Annotated in this window: 8 protein-coding genes; 5 read left to right on the top strand and 3 right to left on the bottom strand. The window is 62.1% G+C overall.

Features of this window, described 5'->3' with window-relative positions; translation table 11 throughout:
* Nucleotides 1–456 precede the first annotated feature (456 nt).
* The 4 genes from DS839_RS00710 (at nucleotide 457) to DS839_RS00695 (ending at nucleotide 4132) form a co-directional block, all read left to right on the top strand.
* Nucleotides 457–1104, top strand: a complete 648-nt coding sequence (locus DS839_RS00710; protein ID WP_119268363.1) for a hypothetical protein — start codon at nucleotides 457–459, stop codon at nucleotides 1102–1104.
* A 314-nt stretch (nucleotides 1105–1418) separates the two neighbouring features.
* Nucleotides 1419–1610: a hypothetical protein gene (locus DS839_RS00705; RefSeq protein ID WP_119268362.1), complete on the top strand. Its 192-nt coding sequence runs from the start codon at nucleotides 1419–1421 to the stop codon at nucleotides 1608–1610.
* A gap of 230 nt (nucleotides 1611–1840) precedes the next feature.
* Nucleotides 1841–3211, top strand: coding sequence for an HNH endonuclease (locus DS839_RS00700; protein ID WP_162918202.1), 1371 nt, complete (start codon nucleotides 1841–1843; stop codon nucleotides 3209–3211).
* Between the two features lie 63 nt (nucleotides 3212–3274).
* Entirely contained in the window at nucleotides 3275–4132 is an 858-nt protein-coding gene (locus tag DS839_RS00695) for a hypothetical protein (protein ID WP_162918201.1), read from the top strand.
* Nucleotides 4133–4363: 231 nt separating this feature from the next.
* Here DS839_RS00695 and DS839_RS00690 read toward each other — a convergent pair whose 3' ends face one another.
* Nucleotides 4364–5536 (bottom strand): class I SAM-dependent methyltransferase, encoded by a 1173-nt coding sequence (locus DS839_RS00690; RefSeq protein ID WP_119268359.1) that lies wholly within the window; start codon nucleotides 5534–5536, stop codon nucleotides 4364–4366.
* A 107-nt stretch (nucleotides 5537–5643) separates the two neighbouring features.
* Between DS839_RS00690 and DS839_RS00685 the strand changes: the two genes are divergently transcribed.
* Complete coding sequence (locus tag DS839_RS00685) at nucleotides 5644–6399, top strand: class I SAM-dependent methyltransferase (RefSeq protein ID WP_119268358.1); 756 nt, start codon at nucleotides 5644–5646, stop codon at nucleotides 6397–6399.
* A 31-nt stretch (nucleotides 6400–6430) separates the two neighbouring features.
* Here DS839_RS00685 and DS839_RS00680 read toward each other — a convergent pair whose 3' ends face one another.
* Entirely contained in the window at nucleotides 6431–8137 is a 1707-nt protein-coding gene (locus tag DS839_RS00680) for a uracil-xanthine permease family protein (RefSeq protein WP_119268357.1), read from the bottom strand.
* A 349-nt stretch (nucleotides 8138–8486) separates the two neighbouring features.
* A complete protein-coding gene (locus tag DS839_RS00675) occupies nucleotides 8487–16427 on the bottom strand; it encodes an autotransporter outer membrane beta-barrel domain-containing protein (protein ID WP_119268356.1) in 7941 nt (2646 codons plus the stop codon).
* Nucleotides 16428–16527: the final 100 nt, after the last annotated feature.

Below are 16527 nucleotides of genomic sequence, written 5' to 3'. Positions count from 1 at the left end.
AGAAACGCCTAAAACATGGTCCTTTATTGCTCTCTTCAATGAAATTCAGTTGGTAGCGGTAGGAAATTAAAGGCGCCGTCCTGTTACTCTTAATCAGCGGGTCGTAGGTTCGAGTCCTACTGCGCCCACCAAAATTCCTAGTGATTTTGGTCGTCACATCAAGGACATAGGCTCAAATCAATGACTTAGGTAACCTTGAACAGAGCGTGAAAATCGCCACCTAGTTGCCACCCAGTCGCCACCTACACGCCCCAACATGTTGTGTTTGGGCTTTCTGCTGATCGCATTGTGTCGCGTTCCTTCCCATTAGTATAACCACCAGCATCCGATCACTTATCAGAGGGTCGCCGTAGCCGGATGAGCCGCCCGAGGGATAGAAAACCCGCATTAAATTCAAAGCCGCCAAGCGCAGTCCAATTGTTGCTGCGCCGACACGGACGAGAGGCCATCATTTGGATGATCTGGAACGGCGCCCTGTTTGGGTTGTCGAAGATGGCGGACAACATTCCGGGCGGGTATTTTCTTGGTGCCTCTGCCTTGGGAGGCATCGCCCTCGTTCTATGGGATCAAGCGGCTAAGTTTGGTGAAAATGGGAATGCTCTTCGGCATCTGACGGCAGGCGCATCTGGTCTGTTGATCGGAATGGCGATCACGTACTATGCCATGAGCGAAATTGCCCAGGCTCCGAGCTCCGCGAGGGGAGCAATAGTCGCGAAGGTATCTTCACCCTTCTTTGTCCAAGACCCCGGTATCGATATTCAAAATCAAACCGACCGAAATCTGATCTATGAGGTTGAGGAATTTACATACGCTATTGAAGATCAGATTAAAAAATCTGTTTCAGATTCCAAACCCACGACGCTCCTTGCCAGACAAACCTTCACAATCTCGCCGCCGTCCGCGGTCGATCTTTCACCATATGCCAACAAGTCGCCCCTGACCGTATTTCTATATTTTGCATTTCGGTATGGCTTTGAAAACGAAGGAATGACACGCTATCTCATCATGCAGAGAGTGTGCGAGGTACCGATGGTTCCAAACCAACCGGTTGATTGCAAGATAAGAAAGCAAGATCGCGATTTCGCCATTTCACCAACACCATGATCAACTCCCCCAGAATAGGTGGCGACGCTGCTGGACACTGGCGGACGCTGGCGGACATAGGCAGCAGGTGGCGGTCAGCGCCACCTTGGCCCTAGTCTAAGCTATTGATTTTTAAGGGAATTAGAGGAACTCTTAATCAGCGGGTCGTAGGTTCGAGTCCTACTGCGCCCACCAAGGAAATCAAGCACTTAGACCAAATTTCGTCCTTCCAACTTTCCGATTTAATGGCGCTGGAAAGTTATTTTGCAACAGTTTGGCACGATCATCGCTCCTGGTGGCAGGGGCCGCGCTCGGCGCTTGGTTGAGCGGCATTCATGCCCACCTTCAAAGGCACCATCATGATCAAGGACCGGCCCCATGACCGCGCGGTCGAAGTCACCGTTATCTATCCAGAAGGCCAGAACGTCCTGAACGTGCAGGAGCTAGCCGAGAAGGCCTGGCGGTCGGTGAACAAGACGATCACGGTCAACGGCGTGACGGTGAGAGTAAGGGCGTTTGGTCGATAGCGCGTTCACTTTTCGGTGAGAGAGCACTACCCCACAATCGGTTGTTATCCGTCGCCACGGGTCGCGAAACGGTGCGGAACGGTGCTGAGCCGTCTTTTCCGTTCTTTCCAATCTGTGGCGCCAAGTCGCCCTGTTGATCAGGCTCATCGAACAGCAATAGACAAGTCCGGCAAAAGGCCCCTATAACCCTCTTGGGTTGTCTCCGATGTTTTTTGAAAGGTGAGAACCCGGTGACCAATCCCAAAAGCAAACCTGTAAAGGCCGCGCGCGAAGCCAGTTGCGGAAGGATGCAGCCTCCGGGCCTTGACGATATCCTTGTACGGTTTGGCGAATGTGCAAAGACGGCCATCGACCCCTGCCCAGCGTTTGGTGTAAAAGACCGGCAGATAATGGTGTATTTCCGAGACTTGGTGCTGGCCTTTTCCGGGCATCTGTCAGTTAATGTGGCAGCGCAGGGACGAATATCAACGACGGCGATGGCAAAGCAAAAGTTTAATGGGTTTGAGCGTCGAGCATTCTGGGAAGCTCACAATCAATGTTGCGCATATTGCAGCACTCCGCTCCCCTATGATGGCATCGAAATTGACCACATCTTAGCGGAGTCGCTGCTGAACGACAACGAATTGAAACTGAAATCGCTAAATGAACATGGGCTCGATCAAAATTTCGATCTAACGAGCTACGAGAATCTAGTTCCTGCTTGTGCACGATGCAATGGTGATAAACGTGCGTTGACTATAATCAGAGCGCACTTGGTCCTGACCGTAGCAAAAGATAAGGCAGCTAAAGTTAAAGACCTAGTCGAGAAATTCAAACGCGACAACAAAGTCGGAAAGCTAAAGCTTGCAATTGTGGGCGCGATTGACACGGGTGAAATGACGGATCAAGAGCTTATTGAGTTTGTCGAGGCGAACAAAAAGACCTTTCCACTCGTTGGTTTCATTCAACTTCTAGGCGACGATCCGATAGGCGAGGTATCGCACGAACATTACGAAGAATATCTTGACCGCAGAATTTACATTGATGACGAACAAACGCCACTTCGTCTCACCAATGACAATGACGAGACTCGCGACGTCTGTACTCTGTGCCAATATTTGGACGCAACGGAAGCAGGCTATTATGCATACTCAAATGCGGACATGAAAAATGCCATGTGGCTCTTCGAGCGTCCTTTAGAAGTCCTGAAAATTGTATCAACTTCTAAGGTCCCGGAGAAGAGTTTCATAAGAACACCTAGAGTCGGCGTGAATGACCTGCACCTCATCCCCGCTGAACTTTTCCTGATTGGCGACCTAACGCCTCCTGAAGAAGAGGATGTTGCGGCAATCTATGGAGACAAGAGTGTGCAGGATCTTATCGAACAACATGGAGCCAAAGTGATTAGATCAAGTTCCAACTCGATTACGATCGAGTTAGAGCAACAGGACCTGTTTATTTATATCGCGGAGATCATGAGAGTTGACGCCGATGGAGACGGCATCGAAGACCTGATAATTGATTGTGGCGGCGGCCCAAGGACAGGAACATTTCGGAATTATGAGATTGTTGTGTTACGGCGAACGTCTAACGATGACAAATTTCAGATCTGGCAAGCATAGCCTTTTAATGAGCAAGGCCCCGTCCACCGCAACGGAATGGGGAAGGGATTCCTCCGCTGTTTCATGGGCTGCGGGTTCGCATATTTCAAGAGAACCGCAGGTATTGATTTTGCGTCATTCATGCCGCTTGACTTAGAAATGCCGGGTACGTTGATCGACTATTGGAAACGCTGCGAATTGCAGTCTTTCCCCCATTTGCACCCAGACGATGCGGCCATGCTCTATGGCAAAGGGGGGGTCTATGTTGATGACCAAACCAGAGATCTTGCGGGTTTCGTCGCGAGTTCGCGGTTTGGTAATTTTAAAGACAATAGGCTGCATCTAGGGCTCTACCCCATACCCTATAGTGGAAGGCTAGCTACAGCCGACATTGTCCTGCTGACACTTAACCCCGGTTTTAATTTGACGGACTATTACGGCGAAACGGTCGTGCCAGAGTTTCGCGAGCGGCTTGTAGCAAACCTGCATCAGACCTTGGAGGGGGGCGATTTTCCTTTCATGTGGCTAGATCCTTCAATTTGTTGGCACAGCGGCTACCAGTACTGGGAGAAGAAACTTAGGGGCGTCTTGCAAGTGATCGCACAAAGGAAAGGCATCTCTTACCTCGATGCTTTACGCAGCCTATCCCGCCGGTTGGCTCATGTTGAGCTTTTGCCCTATCATTCGCAAGACTTTAACGCGCGAAACCTTGTTGCAAAATTGCCTTCAGCTAACATGGCGAGAGAGTTCGTGAAGAACAATCTCGAGGCCGCCGCTGCAAACGGTTCAAAGACCGTAGTCGCCACCAGAGCCGTCCGCGCCTGGGGATTGGCTTCAGGTACAAAGATAATTGCTTACAACCGAGGACAAGCGAGAGGAGCAAGCCTCGGGCCTAAAACCCCCGGCGGCAAGGCAATACTGAAAAGGTTTGGAATTTGCTGAGAATCTCTTAGGCTACCAATGAACGACTCTCTGCTCAAAAACTCAGAAACGCGCTTTTCCATACTCCATGGGGCCGCACTCAGGGAGGTGTGTCGAGGAGATACTCGACTACAAGAACAAAGACATCACCGAACGCGGCGCTCCCTATACTTTTGGGCTCAACATTCATGCGCGGCTAAGCCGCAACATGTACGCGCACTGTGCGAGCGCGGACAAGTTGATCTCTATCTTCTAGCCAAGCCAAGAAAGCGCATAAGCGGAGTCCACATTGCCGGAGCCCAAGTAGGCAAAGCACCCTGAGAGGGAAGGCCCCGCTTGTTTATCCTTATTCGGTCTAACATCCTTGCTCATGGCCACCAGCCCCAAGGGGATCGGAAACTTCTCCGGGGCCGCGGCGAGCCTCGCCACCATGTCGTTTTCGACGCGCGTGATGAACTCGGTCTTTCGGGCGGCTACCCCCTCGAGCGCACCGGCGAGCGTCGGCAGGACCGATGCGCGGGCGAATGCCGCCCAACGGGCGCCGTAGGCCTTGGCATCGCGGTCGCGTTCGAAATCGTCCCAGATCGGGTCGGGACCTGAGAACACCCCGACATGATCGAGCGACAGGCCGGCAAAGCGGCCGCCGCTGAACGGTTGCTCGAGCTCCGCCAGGCTGCGCCCGACGATGGGGATGGCCATGGCGTGCAGCTCGGCGTCGCTGATGAAGCCTTGGCGCTGGAGCTGCTGAAGTGCTGCATACATCGTGACGAGGATCGGGCGGTAGCCGTTATCGCCATCCGGGGCGACCGCCGGCATCAGCACGACCAGCCGGCCGCCGGGACGCAGCTCCTTCGCGCGATGGGTCAGGAATGTCCGCCAGTCCTCGGCCGATTGCTGGTGATAGAGCTTGCGCACCGCGCGATCTTCGCTGAAGGCGACCATGACCTGGTCGGGAATGGGGGCCGGCGCATGGCTGAGCCACTGCACCGCCCAGGTCGACCAGCCCAGCGTGACGCTCGACGGCGGCAAGACCTGATCGTAGAAACTGCGGCCGACCGCCGACGCGAACACCGCCTTGTCCTGCCTGAGATAGCTGTCGGCATCCCCGGCGAGCGCCTCGAACAGAGCGGCGAAATCGCTGCCGGGAAGATCGTTGTGCACGACCGAGATCGGCCGGTGAGGCCCGATGCGCTCCCTGATCGCGCTGATCGCCGCGCGCATCGGTCCAAACGAGCTGTGCCCCTCGGAGGAACCATAATCGGCGATGACGATCGCTTCGGGCTCGGGCGGCAGAACCACTTGCGCGGCAGTCTTCTCCCACAGCGGGATGGCCGGAGAGGCGCCGGCCTGCTGAACGCGGGAATTGCGATTATAGGCGCCCTCGCCCTCCATAGGAGCGGGCGCCCCACTGAAGCCGGTGCCCATGCCACCTCCCCCTGTCGAAGCCCCCGTCCCCGCTTTACCTCAGCCCGATGGCGAGAGGCAAGAAAGACGGCTAATAAGCATGACCCACAATCGGTGAGCCCCCAGACATGGTCAATGTCCACATTCATCAATTCGGCGCCCAGAACGCTGTCGTCGATGCCGAGGCCATCCGCGTCTTCCAGGCGCAATGGACGATCTATCAGAAGCTTGTCGACAACGATCACCTGAGCCATCGCGCGGTCGGCCGGATCCTGAAGAGCGTGCTCGCCGAGCACTTCGCGGAGCCCTTCGCTTTCCTGGATATCGCCTGTGGCGACGCCAGCCTGGCCAAGACGGCGCTCGCCGGCACCCGGGTGCGTCACTATCAGGGTATCGATCTGGCCAAGCCCGCCCTCGAGCTTGCCGCGCGCAATCTGGCCGATCAGCCTTATGACGTCGATCTGGACCACCGCGACTTCGTTGCGGCCATCGCCGGGAGAAGCGAGCATGCCGATGCGGTCTGGTGCGGGCTGTCCCTGCACCATCTGGCGACGGACGACAAGCTTCGCATGTTCCGCGGCATCCGCGACGCCGCCGGCGGCCGCGGCGTCTTCCTCATCTACGAGCCGTTTCTGGAGGACGGTGAGGACCACGACCAGTTTCTCGATCGCACCTGGCGCGCCATTTCGGTCTGGTGGACCAGCCTGTCGCCGGCCGAGCTCGACCAGATCTGGCAGCACATCAAGTCGTGCGACCGGCCCGAGACCGCGGACACCTGGCTGAGCCTCGGCAGAGAAGCCGGTTTTTCGACCGCGACGCAGATCTTCGAAGATCCTTCAGGCCTCTATCGGATGTTTCGCTACGAAGTCCATGGCCGCCCTTGAGGCGGCCATCCAGACTCTTGGTCAAACCCCGCTACATATCGAAGCTCAGCCGGATCGTCGTCTCGGCACCTCTGACCGAAATCGAAGACCGGTCCGGAAAGACACCGATCGCAATGCCCTGTAGTCCGGCCGACATGGCGCTTTCCTCGTTGACTTCGGGCTTCGCGGCAATATCCGGCACGAACAGGGGCAATCCCTTGTAGCTCAGCTCGATGACCAGCGACTCGTCGCGTTCGGCCACCTTGATCGCCACCGGCTCCCGCATCAGCTGACCTTCCTTCAGCACCTGTATGGCCTGGCGGGTGTTGGCGAGCGCCCGCGCGGTCACGTCTTTCGACAGCCCCCAGGTCTTGGCGTTCTTTTCGAGCACCGATGCCAGCTCGTTGAGCGTGTCCTCGGACTGCTTCCAGAAGATCGTCTGCTGCCGGCCGGAAGCGATGCGGAAGATGAGGAGCAAGCCGATCGCCGCGGTCAGCCCCAGCGCCAGGCCGCTATTGGTGATGAATCCGAGCCATCCCGGCAGGGCATTGAAATAGCTCGTCGACACCATCTGGACCAGCGGGAAGAGAATGCCGAGCCCGACGACGAAGGTGAGCCGCATGTCGAGAGCCCGCGACATCATGAGCCCGAGGCCGCTCACCAGCATGATCGAGGCGGTGAAGATGAGCAGCGCGCCCGCGACGGACAGCGGCAGCTGCAGAAAGACGTCCGCCACCTTGGGCATGAAGGCCAGGATCACGAGAGCCACGGCACTGGCATAGGCGATCATGCGCGACGTGACGCCCGTCGCGATCGATACGCCGACGAGGCTCGGCCCTATGTTCATGCCGGGCGCGCCGACAAGTCCGCCGAGCGCGCAGCCGATCCCGTCTGCATAGACTCCTTTTCGGATATTGCCGAAATTGGGATGCGTCCAAGACGCGTCATTGGCGCGCTGGCACGTGGTCACAACACCGACCGTTCTTATCGCTGCGGCGAGGCCGGCGGCCAGGAAGGCCGGCATCAGGCTGAGATCCCAGCGGATGGACATGTAGGAGGGGTTGGGAAGCGCGACCCACGGGGCGTCGGCAATGCGCTGAAGAGCGGTCGCGTCGAACAGGCCGAGCGCGAAAGCCGCCGTCACGCCGACGATCAAACCGAGGAGGGAGCAGATCAGGCGCCATACGCCCCTGCCCCAGACCGCGAAACCGATACAGATGGCGAGCGTCAATGAAGAGACGACCACATGCATCGGAAAGAGCGCGCTGCCCTGGCCCTTGACGTCGAGCGCCTGCTGCAGCCCGACGATGCCGAGCTCCAGCGCGATGATGCAGATCGTAAGGCCGCTGATCGTCGGCTGCATGATGATCCGCAGCCTGTGCAGGAAGAGCCCGATGACGATCTCGAAAAGGCCGGCGCAAACGGTCATGCAGGCGACCGCCGGCAGGCCTCCGGCTTTCGCCGCGAGGATCGAGGGCCCGAGATAGATCGCCGAAAAGACCGGCGGCGCCAGATAGCCCGAACCTATCGGTCCGCGATGGAGCGCCTGCAGCGCCGTACCGATGGCGGAAGCGATCATCGCCATGCTGACGACGCTGCGCGCGGTCTCCGGGTCCACCCCCGCCGCCCGTACGACAATCACGACCAGGACGAGATAGACGCACAGCAGGAAGGCATATTGCAGAGCCAGCAGCACAAGCTGGATCGGCGGCGGAACGTCATCGACGCCGATCGTGATGTTAGCCGGCGGTTTTGGCATTTGTCCCCTCAACCCAAATTTCCGTAATGCTCAAGCATGATGATTTTAGAGACAATCGTAAAGGACCGTCCCGCTCAAAACCCTCGTAAGGCCTCACCATCGTTCACCTTCTCCCGCTTGCGGGAGAAGGTGGCCGAAGGCCGGATGAGGGTGTTCTTTCCGCATATCCGGCGTCCTTCGTGGGGCCCAATAAGTGCAATGACCCTTGTTCCTGGCTCATTCCTGGGAAGCTGTAGCAAGCTTAACCAACACCCTCATCCGCCCTATCGGGCACCTTCTCCCGCAAGCGGGAGAAGGGGAATGATGGAGAGGATCCCGCTTCCAAGCGCCTCGCAAACTCCATCATGCCCTAAAAGCTGATCATCAGCTTGGCCGTTCCTGTATACTGCTGCTGGTCGCTGTTGAAGAGCGCGCCGCCGCCCGCCTCGAGCAATGTGCCCTCGCTGAGCTGCATCTTTATCGTCGCTCCGAGTTGCGCGAAATTGCCGCCGCCGTCATCGACGACCTTGTAAGACGGACCACCCGAATCCACACCGCTGAGTTGCAGGCTGGCCGACCAGTCCGTGTCACCCAGTATGGTGAGCATGCCGGCGGTGAGCGAGACCTCGGCCGACATGCCCCCGATGTCGAATTTGGTTCCGAAATCGGCGGCCGGATTGAGCGTATAGAACGTATTGTCCATCTTGCCGACATGGAGCCCGTATGGACCGGCATCGCTTTCGGTATAGGCGTCCTGCCTCAGATGGATGATGCCGGCATCGAACCAGGGCTTGATATAAATGTCGTCCGTCACCGCGAAGACATGCGCGATGCGGGCATGGGCGGAGAGCCAGGTGATGTCGGGATCACCCTCGGCATGGATGACGCCCTCCGGCGCCAGGATGTCGCGCTGCATGTCGAAGCTGCCGAACCCGCCCGACAGCGCGCCCGCCAGCGTGGTGGCCTCATATTCGTATTTCAGCGAGACGCCGGCGTGGAAGCTTGCGCCGGTGCCGGAGAGCCGATGCGCCTCGAGATCGGTCCACTCGCTGCCCAGCGCAAATCCGGCGAACCAGCCCTCGCCGATCTGCGCCTGGGCCCCGCCATAGACGCCGGCCACATCCGCGTCATAGCCCAGCGTATAGCCGTCGGCATCGCGATCGTTGCTGGCGCCGATGGCCTGGAGCCAGGAACATGAGCCCTCGCGCGTGAAGACCATGCCGCCTGCCCCGTTCTCCGGGCAGCTCATCAGGCTGTCGGCAAAGCGCAGCGCGGAATAAAGCGTGGTCTCGCCGGCGGCGAAAAGCTCCGGCGGCGCAAAGCTCGAATAGACGTCGAGCAGGTCTTCGACGGCCTCGATGCCGAGGATGCTGTGCACCAGATCGTCGATGAATGCATTGCCGTCGCCGGGCGCCGACTGCCGGAAGGCGACCAGCTCGTCGATATGCTCACCGAACCTCGTGTGGTTCTGGGTGATCTGGTTCATCAGGGACGGCGGCACCTTGCCCGAGGAATTCCCGCTCCACGGTGTGTAATCGATCGAATAGGTGAGATCGATCGCCTGCCCGCCGGTTGCAGGATTGTGTTGCACAAGGCCGTAATCCACCGTTGCCGTGCTGGCCACCGTCAGCGTGTTTGACGAAATGCCCACATCCGACTGGAAGAACGTGAAACGTCCGCTCGTTCCGCCGGCAGGTACTATGCCTTGCGACTTGGGCAGCACGCTTCCGGCGAGGCTCGGCAATGGCGATCCGCTCGCGACCGTGACCAGGTCATGGGCGGCGCCGAAGACGAAATCGACGGCGAAAGTGCCGTCGGCGGTCTGGGACAGAGTGCCATTGAAGATCGTCTGGCCAATCGTGCCGACCGTCCCCGCCGACATCGTTCCGGTATTGCTGAGAAATCCCAGGAGCCCCAAATCCACCGATGCGCCCATGCCGAAAGTGGCGCCGCTCGCATTGGTGAAGGCGATCGCATTGCCCGTGTCGCCATTGCGGAACTCGGTCAGCACCGAGCCTTCGATCACGCCATTATTGGTGACGGCGAGGCCTGAGCCGTTGGTGCGGATGACGTAGTCCGTCGCCTCGCTTCCCTCGTGACGGATCGTGCCGAAATTGACGATGCTGTTGCCCGTGCCGTCGAAGAGGCCAATCGTCTCGGCGCTGTCGTCGGCGGTGGAGACCGTCGTGCCGGCCGCCACGTTGATGGTGATCGCGCCATTCGGGTCGCCCTGGCTCTGCGCCAGGATTCCGCGCCCCCCGGCGCCGGACGCCCTGACATTGGCATCGACATTGATCGTGACGTCTCCGGCGAGGTCGCCTTGTCCGGTACGCCCCACCGTGCTTTGCGCGATGATGCCATGAGCGCCTGCGCCCAAGACCGAGATCGCGCCCTTGTTGGTGACGATGATGTTGCCGCCGTTTCCGGCATCGCCATTGCCGCCGGCATACATTCCGAGACCCGCAACCGCGAGGTCGCCTGAGATGCTGGCGATGCCGCCCGATCCGCCGACCGACTGGGCGATGATGCCATGCGCATGCTCGCCCGTGGTGGTGATCGCTCCGGAAGTGACCGTGACGTCGCCGCCATTGCCGCCGCCGCCGGGATTTTGCTGCACGCCGACCCCGGCGCCGATATTGAGATCGGCCCATTTTGCGGTCCAGCCCAGCTCGACATCGCCTGCTGTGCCGCCACCGCCGCCGACGGATTGCGCGAAGATTCCGACGCCGCCTTTGCCCGAGGTTGCGATGCCGCCGGTGAGATCGACCGTCACCTTGCCGCCGGCGCCGCCGCCGCTCCCGCGTCCACCGACGGTCACCTCCGACCACAGGCCGGTGGAGCCGGCGCCGCCATTGCCGCCACCGCCGCCGATCGATTGGGCGTGCACGCCAAACGCATGGGCGCCTTGCGTGGCAATACTGCCACTTCCATCGACGCTGACATCGCCGCCATTGCCGGCGGAGCCGCCGCTGCCGCCCACGCCCGCGCTGATATTGGTGAAATTCGGGATGAAGGTGAATGTGCCGGGCAGCTTCGCGGCCCAGTCGGCCGTCGCATTGTCCGTCCACGCCTTGATCCCGAGCCCGCCATAGCCGCCGTCGCCGCCACCGCCGCCGATGGAGTGGGCCACGATCCCGTGGCTGAGATGTCCGGCCGTCGCAATCGCGGCATCGTTGGTGACGCTCACGGCGGCGCCGTCGCCGCCGGCCGCGCCAGTTCCGCCGATCTCGACCGTCAAGGACAGCTGGACCGTGGTCGTCTCTTCCTCCGGCGCATCCTGCGAGGGCTTGCAGCCATAGCCGGCACCCCCCGTCAGCGCCGAGCAGACACCGTTGAAGCTGTATGAAGCCGACGACGCAGCACCGCCGTCGCCGCCGCCACCGCCCACACTGACGGCATAGATGCCGCGCGAGTGATCGTCCATGCTGAGGATATTGCCGGTGTTCTTCACCGTGACTGCGGCGCCATCGCCGCCGGCGCCGCCCGATCCGCCGATGCCGATATTGACATTTCCGGTGAACTCGCCGCCGGTGCCGCCCGGGATCGGGCTCGCATTGATGTTGGCCGCGGCACCTCCCTTGCCGCCGCCGCCGCCGACGCTCATCGCCGCGATGCCGTCGGATCCGCCCTTGGCCGTGGTGATGGATCCGGAATTGATGACATTGACGATGTCGGCATGGGCGCCGGTGCCGCCGCTGCCGCCGATATCCATGTTGAAGTTGAGAGCGCCGCCCGGCTGATAGGTCGTCAATATGGAATAGACCGACCCGCCCTTGCCGCCATTGCCGCCGATCGACTGGGCGAGGATGCCATCGGCATAAAAGCCGTCGGTCGCTATGCTTGCGGCATTGGTGACGTCGGTCGTTCCGCCGCGGGCGCCGCCGCCGCCCTCACCCCCGATGTTGAAGTCTATCGTGGCCGAGCCTTCCGAAGAGGCCGACAGGTTGCCGGAATAGACACTGCCGCCGGCGCCACCGGCGCCGCCGATCGACTGCGCGAGGATGCCGATGGCGCCATAGTCGCCGGTCGAGATCGATCCCGCAGCCGTCACGCCGACCGTGCCGGCCGTGCCGCCGTCGCCGCCCGATCCGCCGACCGAGACGCCCAGTTGCCCGGATATCTCTCCACCGGTTGCGCTCGCCTCGACCGCGAAGCCGCCATTGCCGCCGGCGCCACCGGCGGATTGGGCGAGGATGCCGTAAGCGAAGACGCCGCCGGTGCCCAGTATCGCGCTGCTGCCGACGGTGACGTCGCCGCCATTTCCGCCGGCGCCGCCCTTGCCGCCGACGGTCACAGCGGCATTGCCCATCGACAATGCCGAGGCGTTGATCGAGCTCTTGGCGCTGCCGCCGCCGCCACCCATGGATCGGGCCTCGATCGCGCTTGAGAAGTCACCTTCCGTGATGATCGAGGCGAGGTTGTCGACCTTCACCGTTCCTGCGTCACCGCCCCCGCCGCCATGGCCGCCGACATCGACATTGGCGTCACCACCCGAGAAGCCATCCGCCGAAACGACATGGCCGGCGCTGCCGCCCGAGCGCGCGATGCTGGCGGCAATGAGCCCTTCCGACAGGTCGCCCATGGTGCGGATGGTGCTGCCGGCGGTGGTGGACACGGATACGTCGCCGCCCGAGCCGCTGCTGCCGCCGTCACCGCCGACGCTGACGCCGACCGGAATACTACCGGAGAGCGAGCCGGTCACCGTCATGCCGCTGTCGCCGCCGCCACCGCCTACGCTCATCGCCTTGATGGCCGCCGCATTGTGGCCGGTCGTGTTCAGCGCACCGTCAAGCGATACCGTGACACCGCTGCCGTTACCTCCGGCGCCGCCGCTTCCGCCCACGGCGACGTTCATCGATGCATTGGAGGTTCCATCGAAGGCGCCGGTGACATGCGCCGATCCGCCGCCGCCGCCGATGCTCATGGCCGAGACGGCGGACGATGAATCCCCCTTCGTGGTGATGCTCCCGACATTGGCCGTGGCCGTGCCGGCATTCCCGCCACTGCCACCGCTGCCGCCCACCGATGTCGAAAGATTGGCCCAGGAAGACCAGGTGCCGGCCAGCGTGGTGCCGGAGTGCCCGCCGCCGCCGCCGATCGACTGCGCGAGAACGCCGGCCGATATGTCGCCCTCTGTGGTCACGGCGCCGGTCTGCGTCACGCTCACGGCGTCGGACGTGCCGCCGGACCCGCCGCTGCCGCCGACCGAGACCTGGACCGAGGCTTGCGACTGCACCGCCGCGGCGATGGTGGTTCCCGCCGAGCCGCCGCCACCGCCGATCGACTGCGCGAGTATGCCGGCCGAATTGTCGCCTCCCGTCCCGATGGTGTCGGACCATACCACGGTGACCTTGTCCGCGGCGCCGCCATCGCCACCCGCGCCGCCAAGTGCCAGATCGATCGACGCGAAGGCGAAACCGTTGCCGGACACGGACGTCCCGCCATTGCCGCCGCCGCCGCCGATCGACTGCGCATGGATGCCCGCCGAGCCCACCCCTGCCGTCTTGAGCGCGCCGGTGCCGGAGACGGTCACGGCGCCGCCCTTGCCGCCACTCTGCCCATCGCCGCCGATCGAGACGCCGAACGAGATCGCCGCTGCGGCGCCGGCCGTGATCGCGTTGCCGCCATTGCCGCCGCCGCCGCCGATCGATTGCGCCTGGATCGCTGAGGCATGATCGCCTTGGGTGCTGATTGCGGCCACACCTTGCAGATACTTCACCACACCACCATCGCCCGCCGACCCGCCGTCGCCGCCAAGCGAAAAGCCTATGGTGGCTGGATCCACGCCGTTGACCGAGATCGCGTTGCCGCCATCGCCGCCGCCACCGCCGACGCTCTGCAGGAAGACACCGCGGGAACGGTCCCCTTCCGTCGATATCGTCCGGCCTATTTGACCCGTATCGGTATAGGTGACGTCGCCGGCATCATTGCCGGTTCCGCCGCCGCCCCCGATGGTGAACGAAAGACCTTCGGAAAAGGCGTAGGCGCTCGACCCCTTGCCGCCGCCACCGCCGACGGACTGCGCGAAGACAGCGTCGGCGTCGTCCCCTTTGGTGGTCACGATCCCCGCATTGTTGACTGCGACCATCCCGCCCTCGCCGCCATCACCTCCGGAACCGCCGATGGAAGCCAATCCCACCGTCGAATGGGCGGACCCGCCGCCGCCGCCGACCGACATCGCGACGATGCCATGCGCTCCGTCGCCTTGCGTGCCGGTCGTCCCGTTGTGGGTGACCGTGACATCGCCGCCATCACCACCGGTTCCGGAACTGCCGCCCAGAGCGACGACCCCGCCCGCAGCGCCGCCATCGCCGCCGCCGCCACCGATGCTCGCCGCATGGACGCCGACCGCATTGTTGCCGGCAGTCTGGAGGAGCGAGCCGCTCGCGACCGTGACGCCCACCGCCTCCCCTGAACCGCCGGCCGAGCCGCTGCCGCCCAGACCGACAATGCCGTCGCCGCTACCGCCGCGCCCGCCGCCGCCGCCGACCGAATGCGCCTGCAGCGCATAGGCAAAATCGCCCGAGGTGGTGATCTGCGTGCCCGCGCCCAGAGACACGCTAACCTGACCCGCATCACCCGCACTCTCACTGCCGGCGCCATATGCCGTAAAACCGGCGGCCCCGCCGCCGTCGCCGGCGAAGCCGCCGACGCTCTGGGCGAGGATGCCGTTCGATTCGCTGCCAGCGGTGGTGATGTCGCCCGCGAAACTTACGGTGACGTCGCCACCGGGCCCTGAGCCTGCGCCCGCCCCGCCGCTCCCGTGACCCGCCAGCGAATCCGCCGAGCCGCCATCGCCGCCGGCGCCACCATAGCTGCGCGCGATGATGCCCTGGCTGGTGGGACCCGCGGTCGAGATATGGGCGGCGATGTCGGCATTGATCTCGCCCCCCGTGCCCCCCTGGCCGCCATTGCCGCCCTCAGAGCTCCCGATCAGGTGGGAAGTCGCATTGCCGCCGTCGCCGCCCGTGCCGGCGATGCTCTCGAGCCGTATGGCGTGCTGGGTGCTCGTTGACGACTGCATGGAGATGGTGGCCACGCCGCTGCCCGTCGTGACCGAGATATTGCCGCCATTGCCGCCCGTTCCGCCATCGCCGCCGGTCGCTGTCTTGCCGGCAACGTCGATCTCGCCGAGACCGCCCGTGCCGCCATTCCCGCCGAGGCTCTGCACGAGGATCCCGTGCATGCCCACATCCACCGTGATGTCGGCTGTCCCATGGACCACCGATGCGCCGCCGGCCGCGCCGCCGTCGCCACCATCGCCACCTTCGCTGTCGCCGGCGTCCGCGTGTCCCTCACCGCCTTCGCCGCCCTGCCCGCCCTGGCTGAGCACGGTGACGGCCGACACGCCGAAATTTGCCGTGATGGTGCTCGATCCGAGTGCAGCTGAAGCGTTACCCGAGACTGCGCCGTTGCCGCCATTGCCGCCGAAGGCAGCCCCGGCGTCCTCGCTATGGGCATCGCCGCCGTTACCACCGGCACCGCCCGTCGAGGTCGCAACGACCGCGGCTCCAACGGCTCCGGTGAGCGCCAGTGTCGCTGTTCCAAGAGTGATACTGGCGTCCCCTCCGACGCCGCCTATGTCGGCGTCGCCGCCATGCGAATCGCCGAAACCAGCGACCGCTTGTCCGCCATTACCACCATTGCCACCCGCGGAAGTCGCCGTTGCAATGAAATACTGCGGACCACTCACAAACGACTCCAGGGTGAGAGAGCCTGACGAGATCACGATGCTGGCGGCATTGGCAGCCCCGCCCCCGCCGCCGAGTCCACCTCTCGCCGTGCCTCCTGTTTCGGAATGGGCTTCATTGCTTTGGCCCGCATTGCCGGCCACGGAGGCCGCGCTGAGCAGAGTGACTGAATCCTGAGGTTGGTCGACGAAAACGTCGACCGTTCCGCCCGAATAGATAAGGCTGGCCCCGCCGGCTGATCCGCCCAGGCCGCCATCATCGGACTGAGCGTCGCCTGAGCTCTTGGTGTCATGGTCCCCGTTGGACCCGGCTCCGGCCTGTGAGATGACCTCGATGCCGACAAGAACGCCGGTATTCAGCGGGTCGTCGATCTCGTCCATCGTGGAACCGCTGCCGTCGTACGACATGGAGAGATCCGGCGTATCGTCGCCGGGCTGTCCGTTTCCGGTCGCATTTGCTCCAAACCATTGCAGCGAGAATGGACCATTGGTTTCGGAGGGCGGATCGGTGACCACCATGTTCTGGTAGATGGTCTGAAAGGTTTGCGGTCCTGTTTCGTCAGTGCATGTGACGGTGATGCCGTCCTGGCTGCTGCAATCGGCCCAGCTCGGGAGAGCCAAGGCGGTAGAGCCCAAAAGGGCGCTGAGTGAACCTACATATAAGCTCTTGGCACGCATTCCCCCGTCCCCCGAACAATATTGACAGAGAAACAAGCGCTTA

The organism is Taklimakanibacter deserti (genome assembly GCA_003574785.1).
Note: the sequence above shows the minus strand (reverse complement) of the source record. Positions and strands in the feature narration are given on the sequence as shown.

What these genes read in the sequence shown, in the direction of transcription:
- DS839_RS00710 (WP_119268363.1), top strand. Translation starts at nt 457, where the DNA reads ATGATCTGGAACGGCGCCCTGTTTGGGTTGTCGAAGATGGCGGACAAC.
- DS839_RS00705 (WP_119268362.1), top strand. Translation starts at nt 1,419, where the DNA reads ATGCCCACCTTCAAAGGCACCATCATGATCAAGGACCGGCCCCATGAC.
- DS839_RS00695 (WP_162918201.1), top strand. Translation starts at nt 3,275, where the DNA reads ATGGGCTGCGGGTTCGCATATTTCAAGAGAACCGCAGGTATTGATTTT.
- DS839_RS00690 (WP_119268359.1), bottom strand. Translation starts at nt 5,536, where the DNA reads ATGGGCACCGGCTTCAGTGGGGCGCCCGCTCCTATGGAGGGCGAGGGC.
- DS839_RS00685 (WP_119268358.1), top strand. Translation starts at nt 5,644, where the DNA reads ATGGTCAATGTCCACATTCATCAATTCGGCGCCCAGAACGCTGTCGTC.
- DS839_RS00680 (WP_119268357.1), bottom strand. Translation starts at nt 8,137, where the DNA reads ATGCCAAAACCGCCGGCTAACATCACGATCGGCGTCGATGACGTTCCG.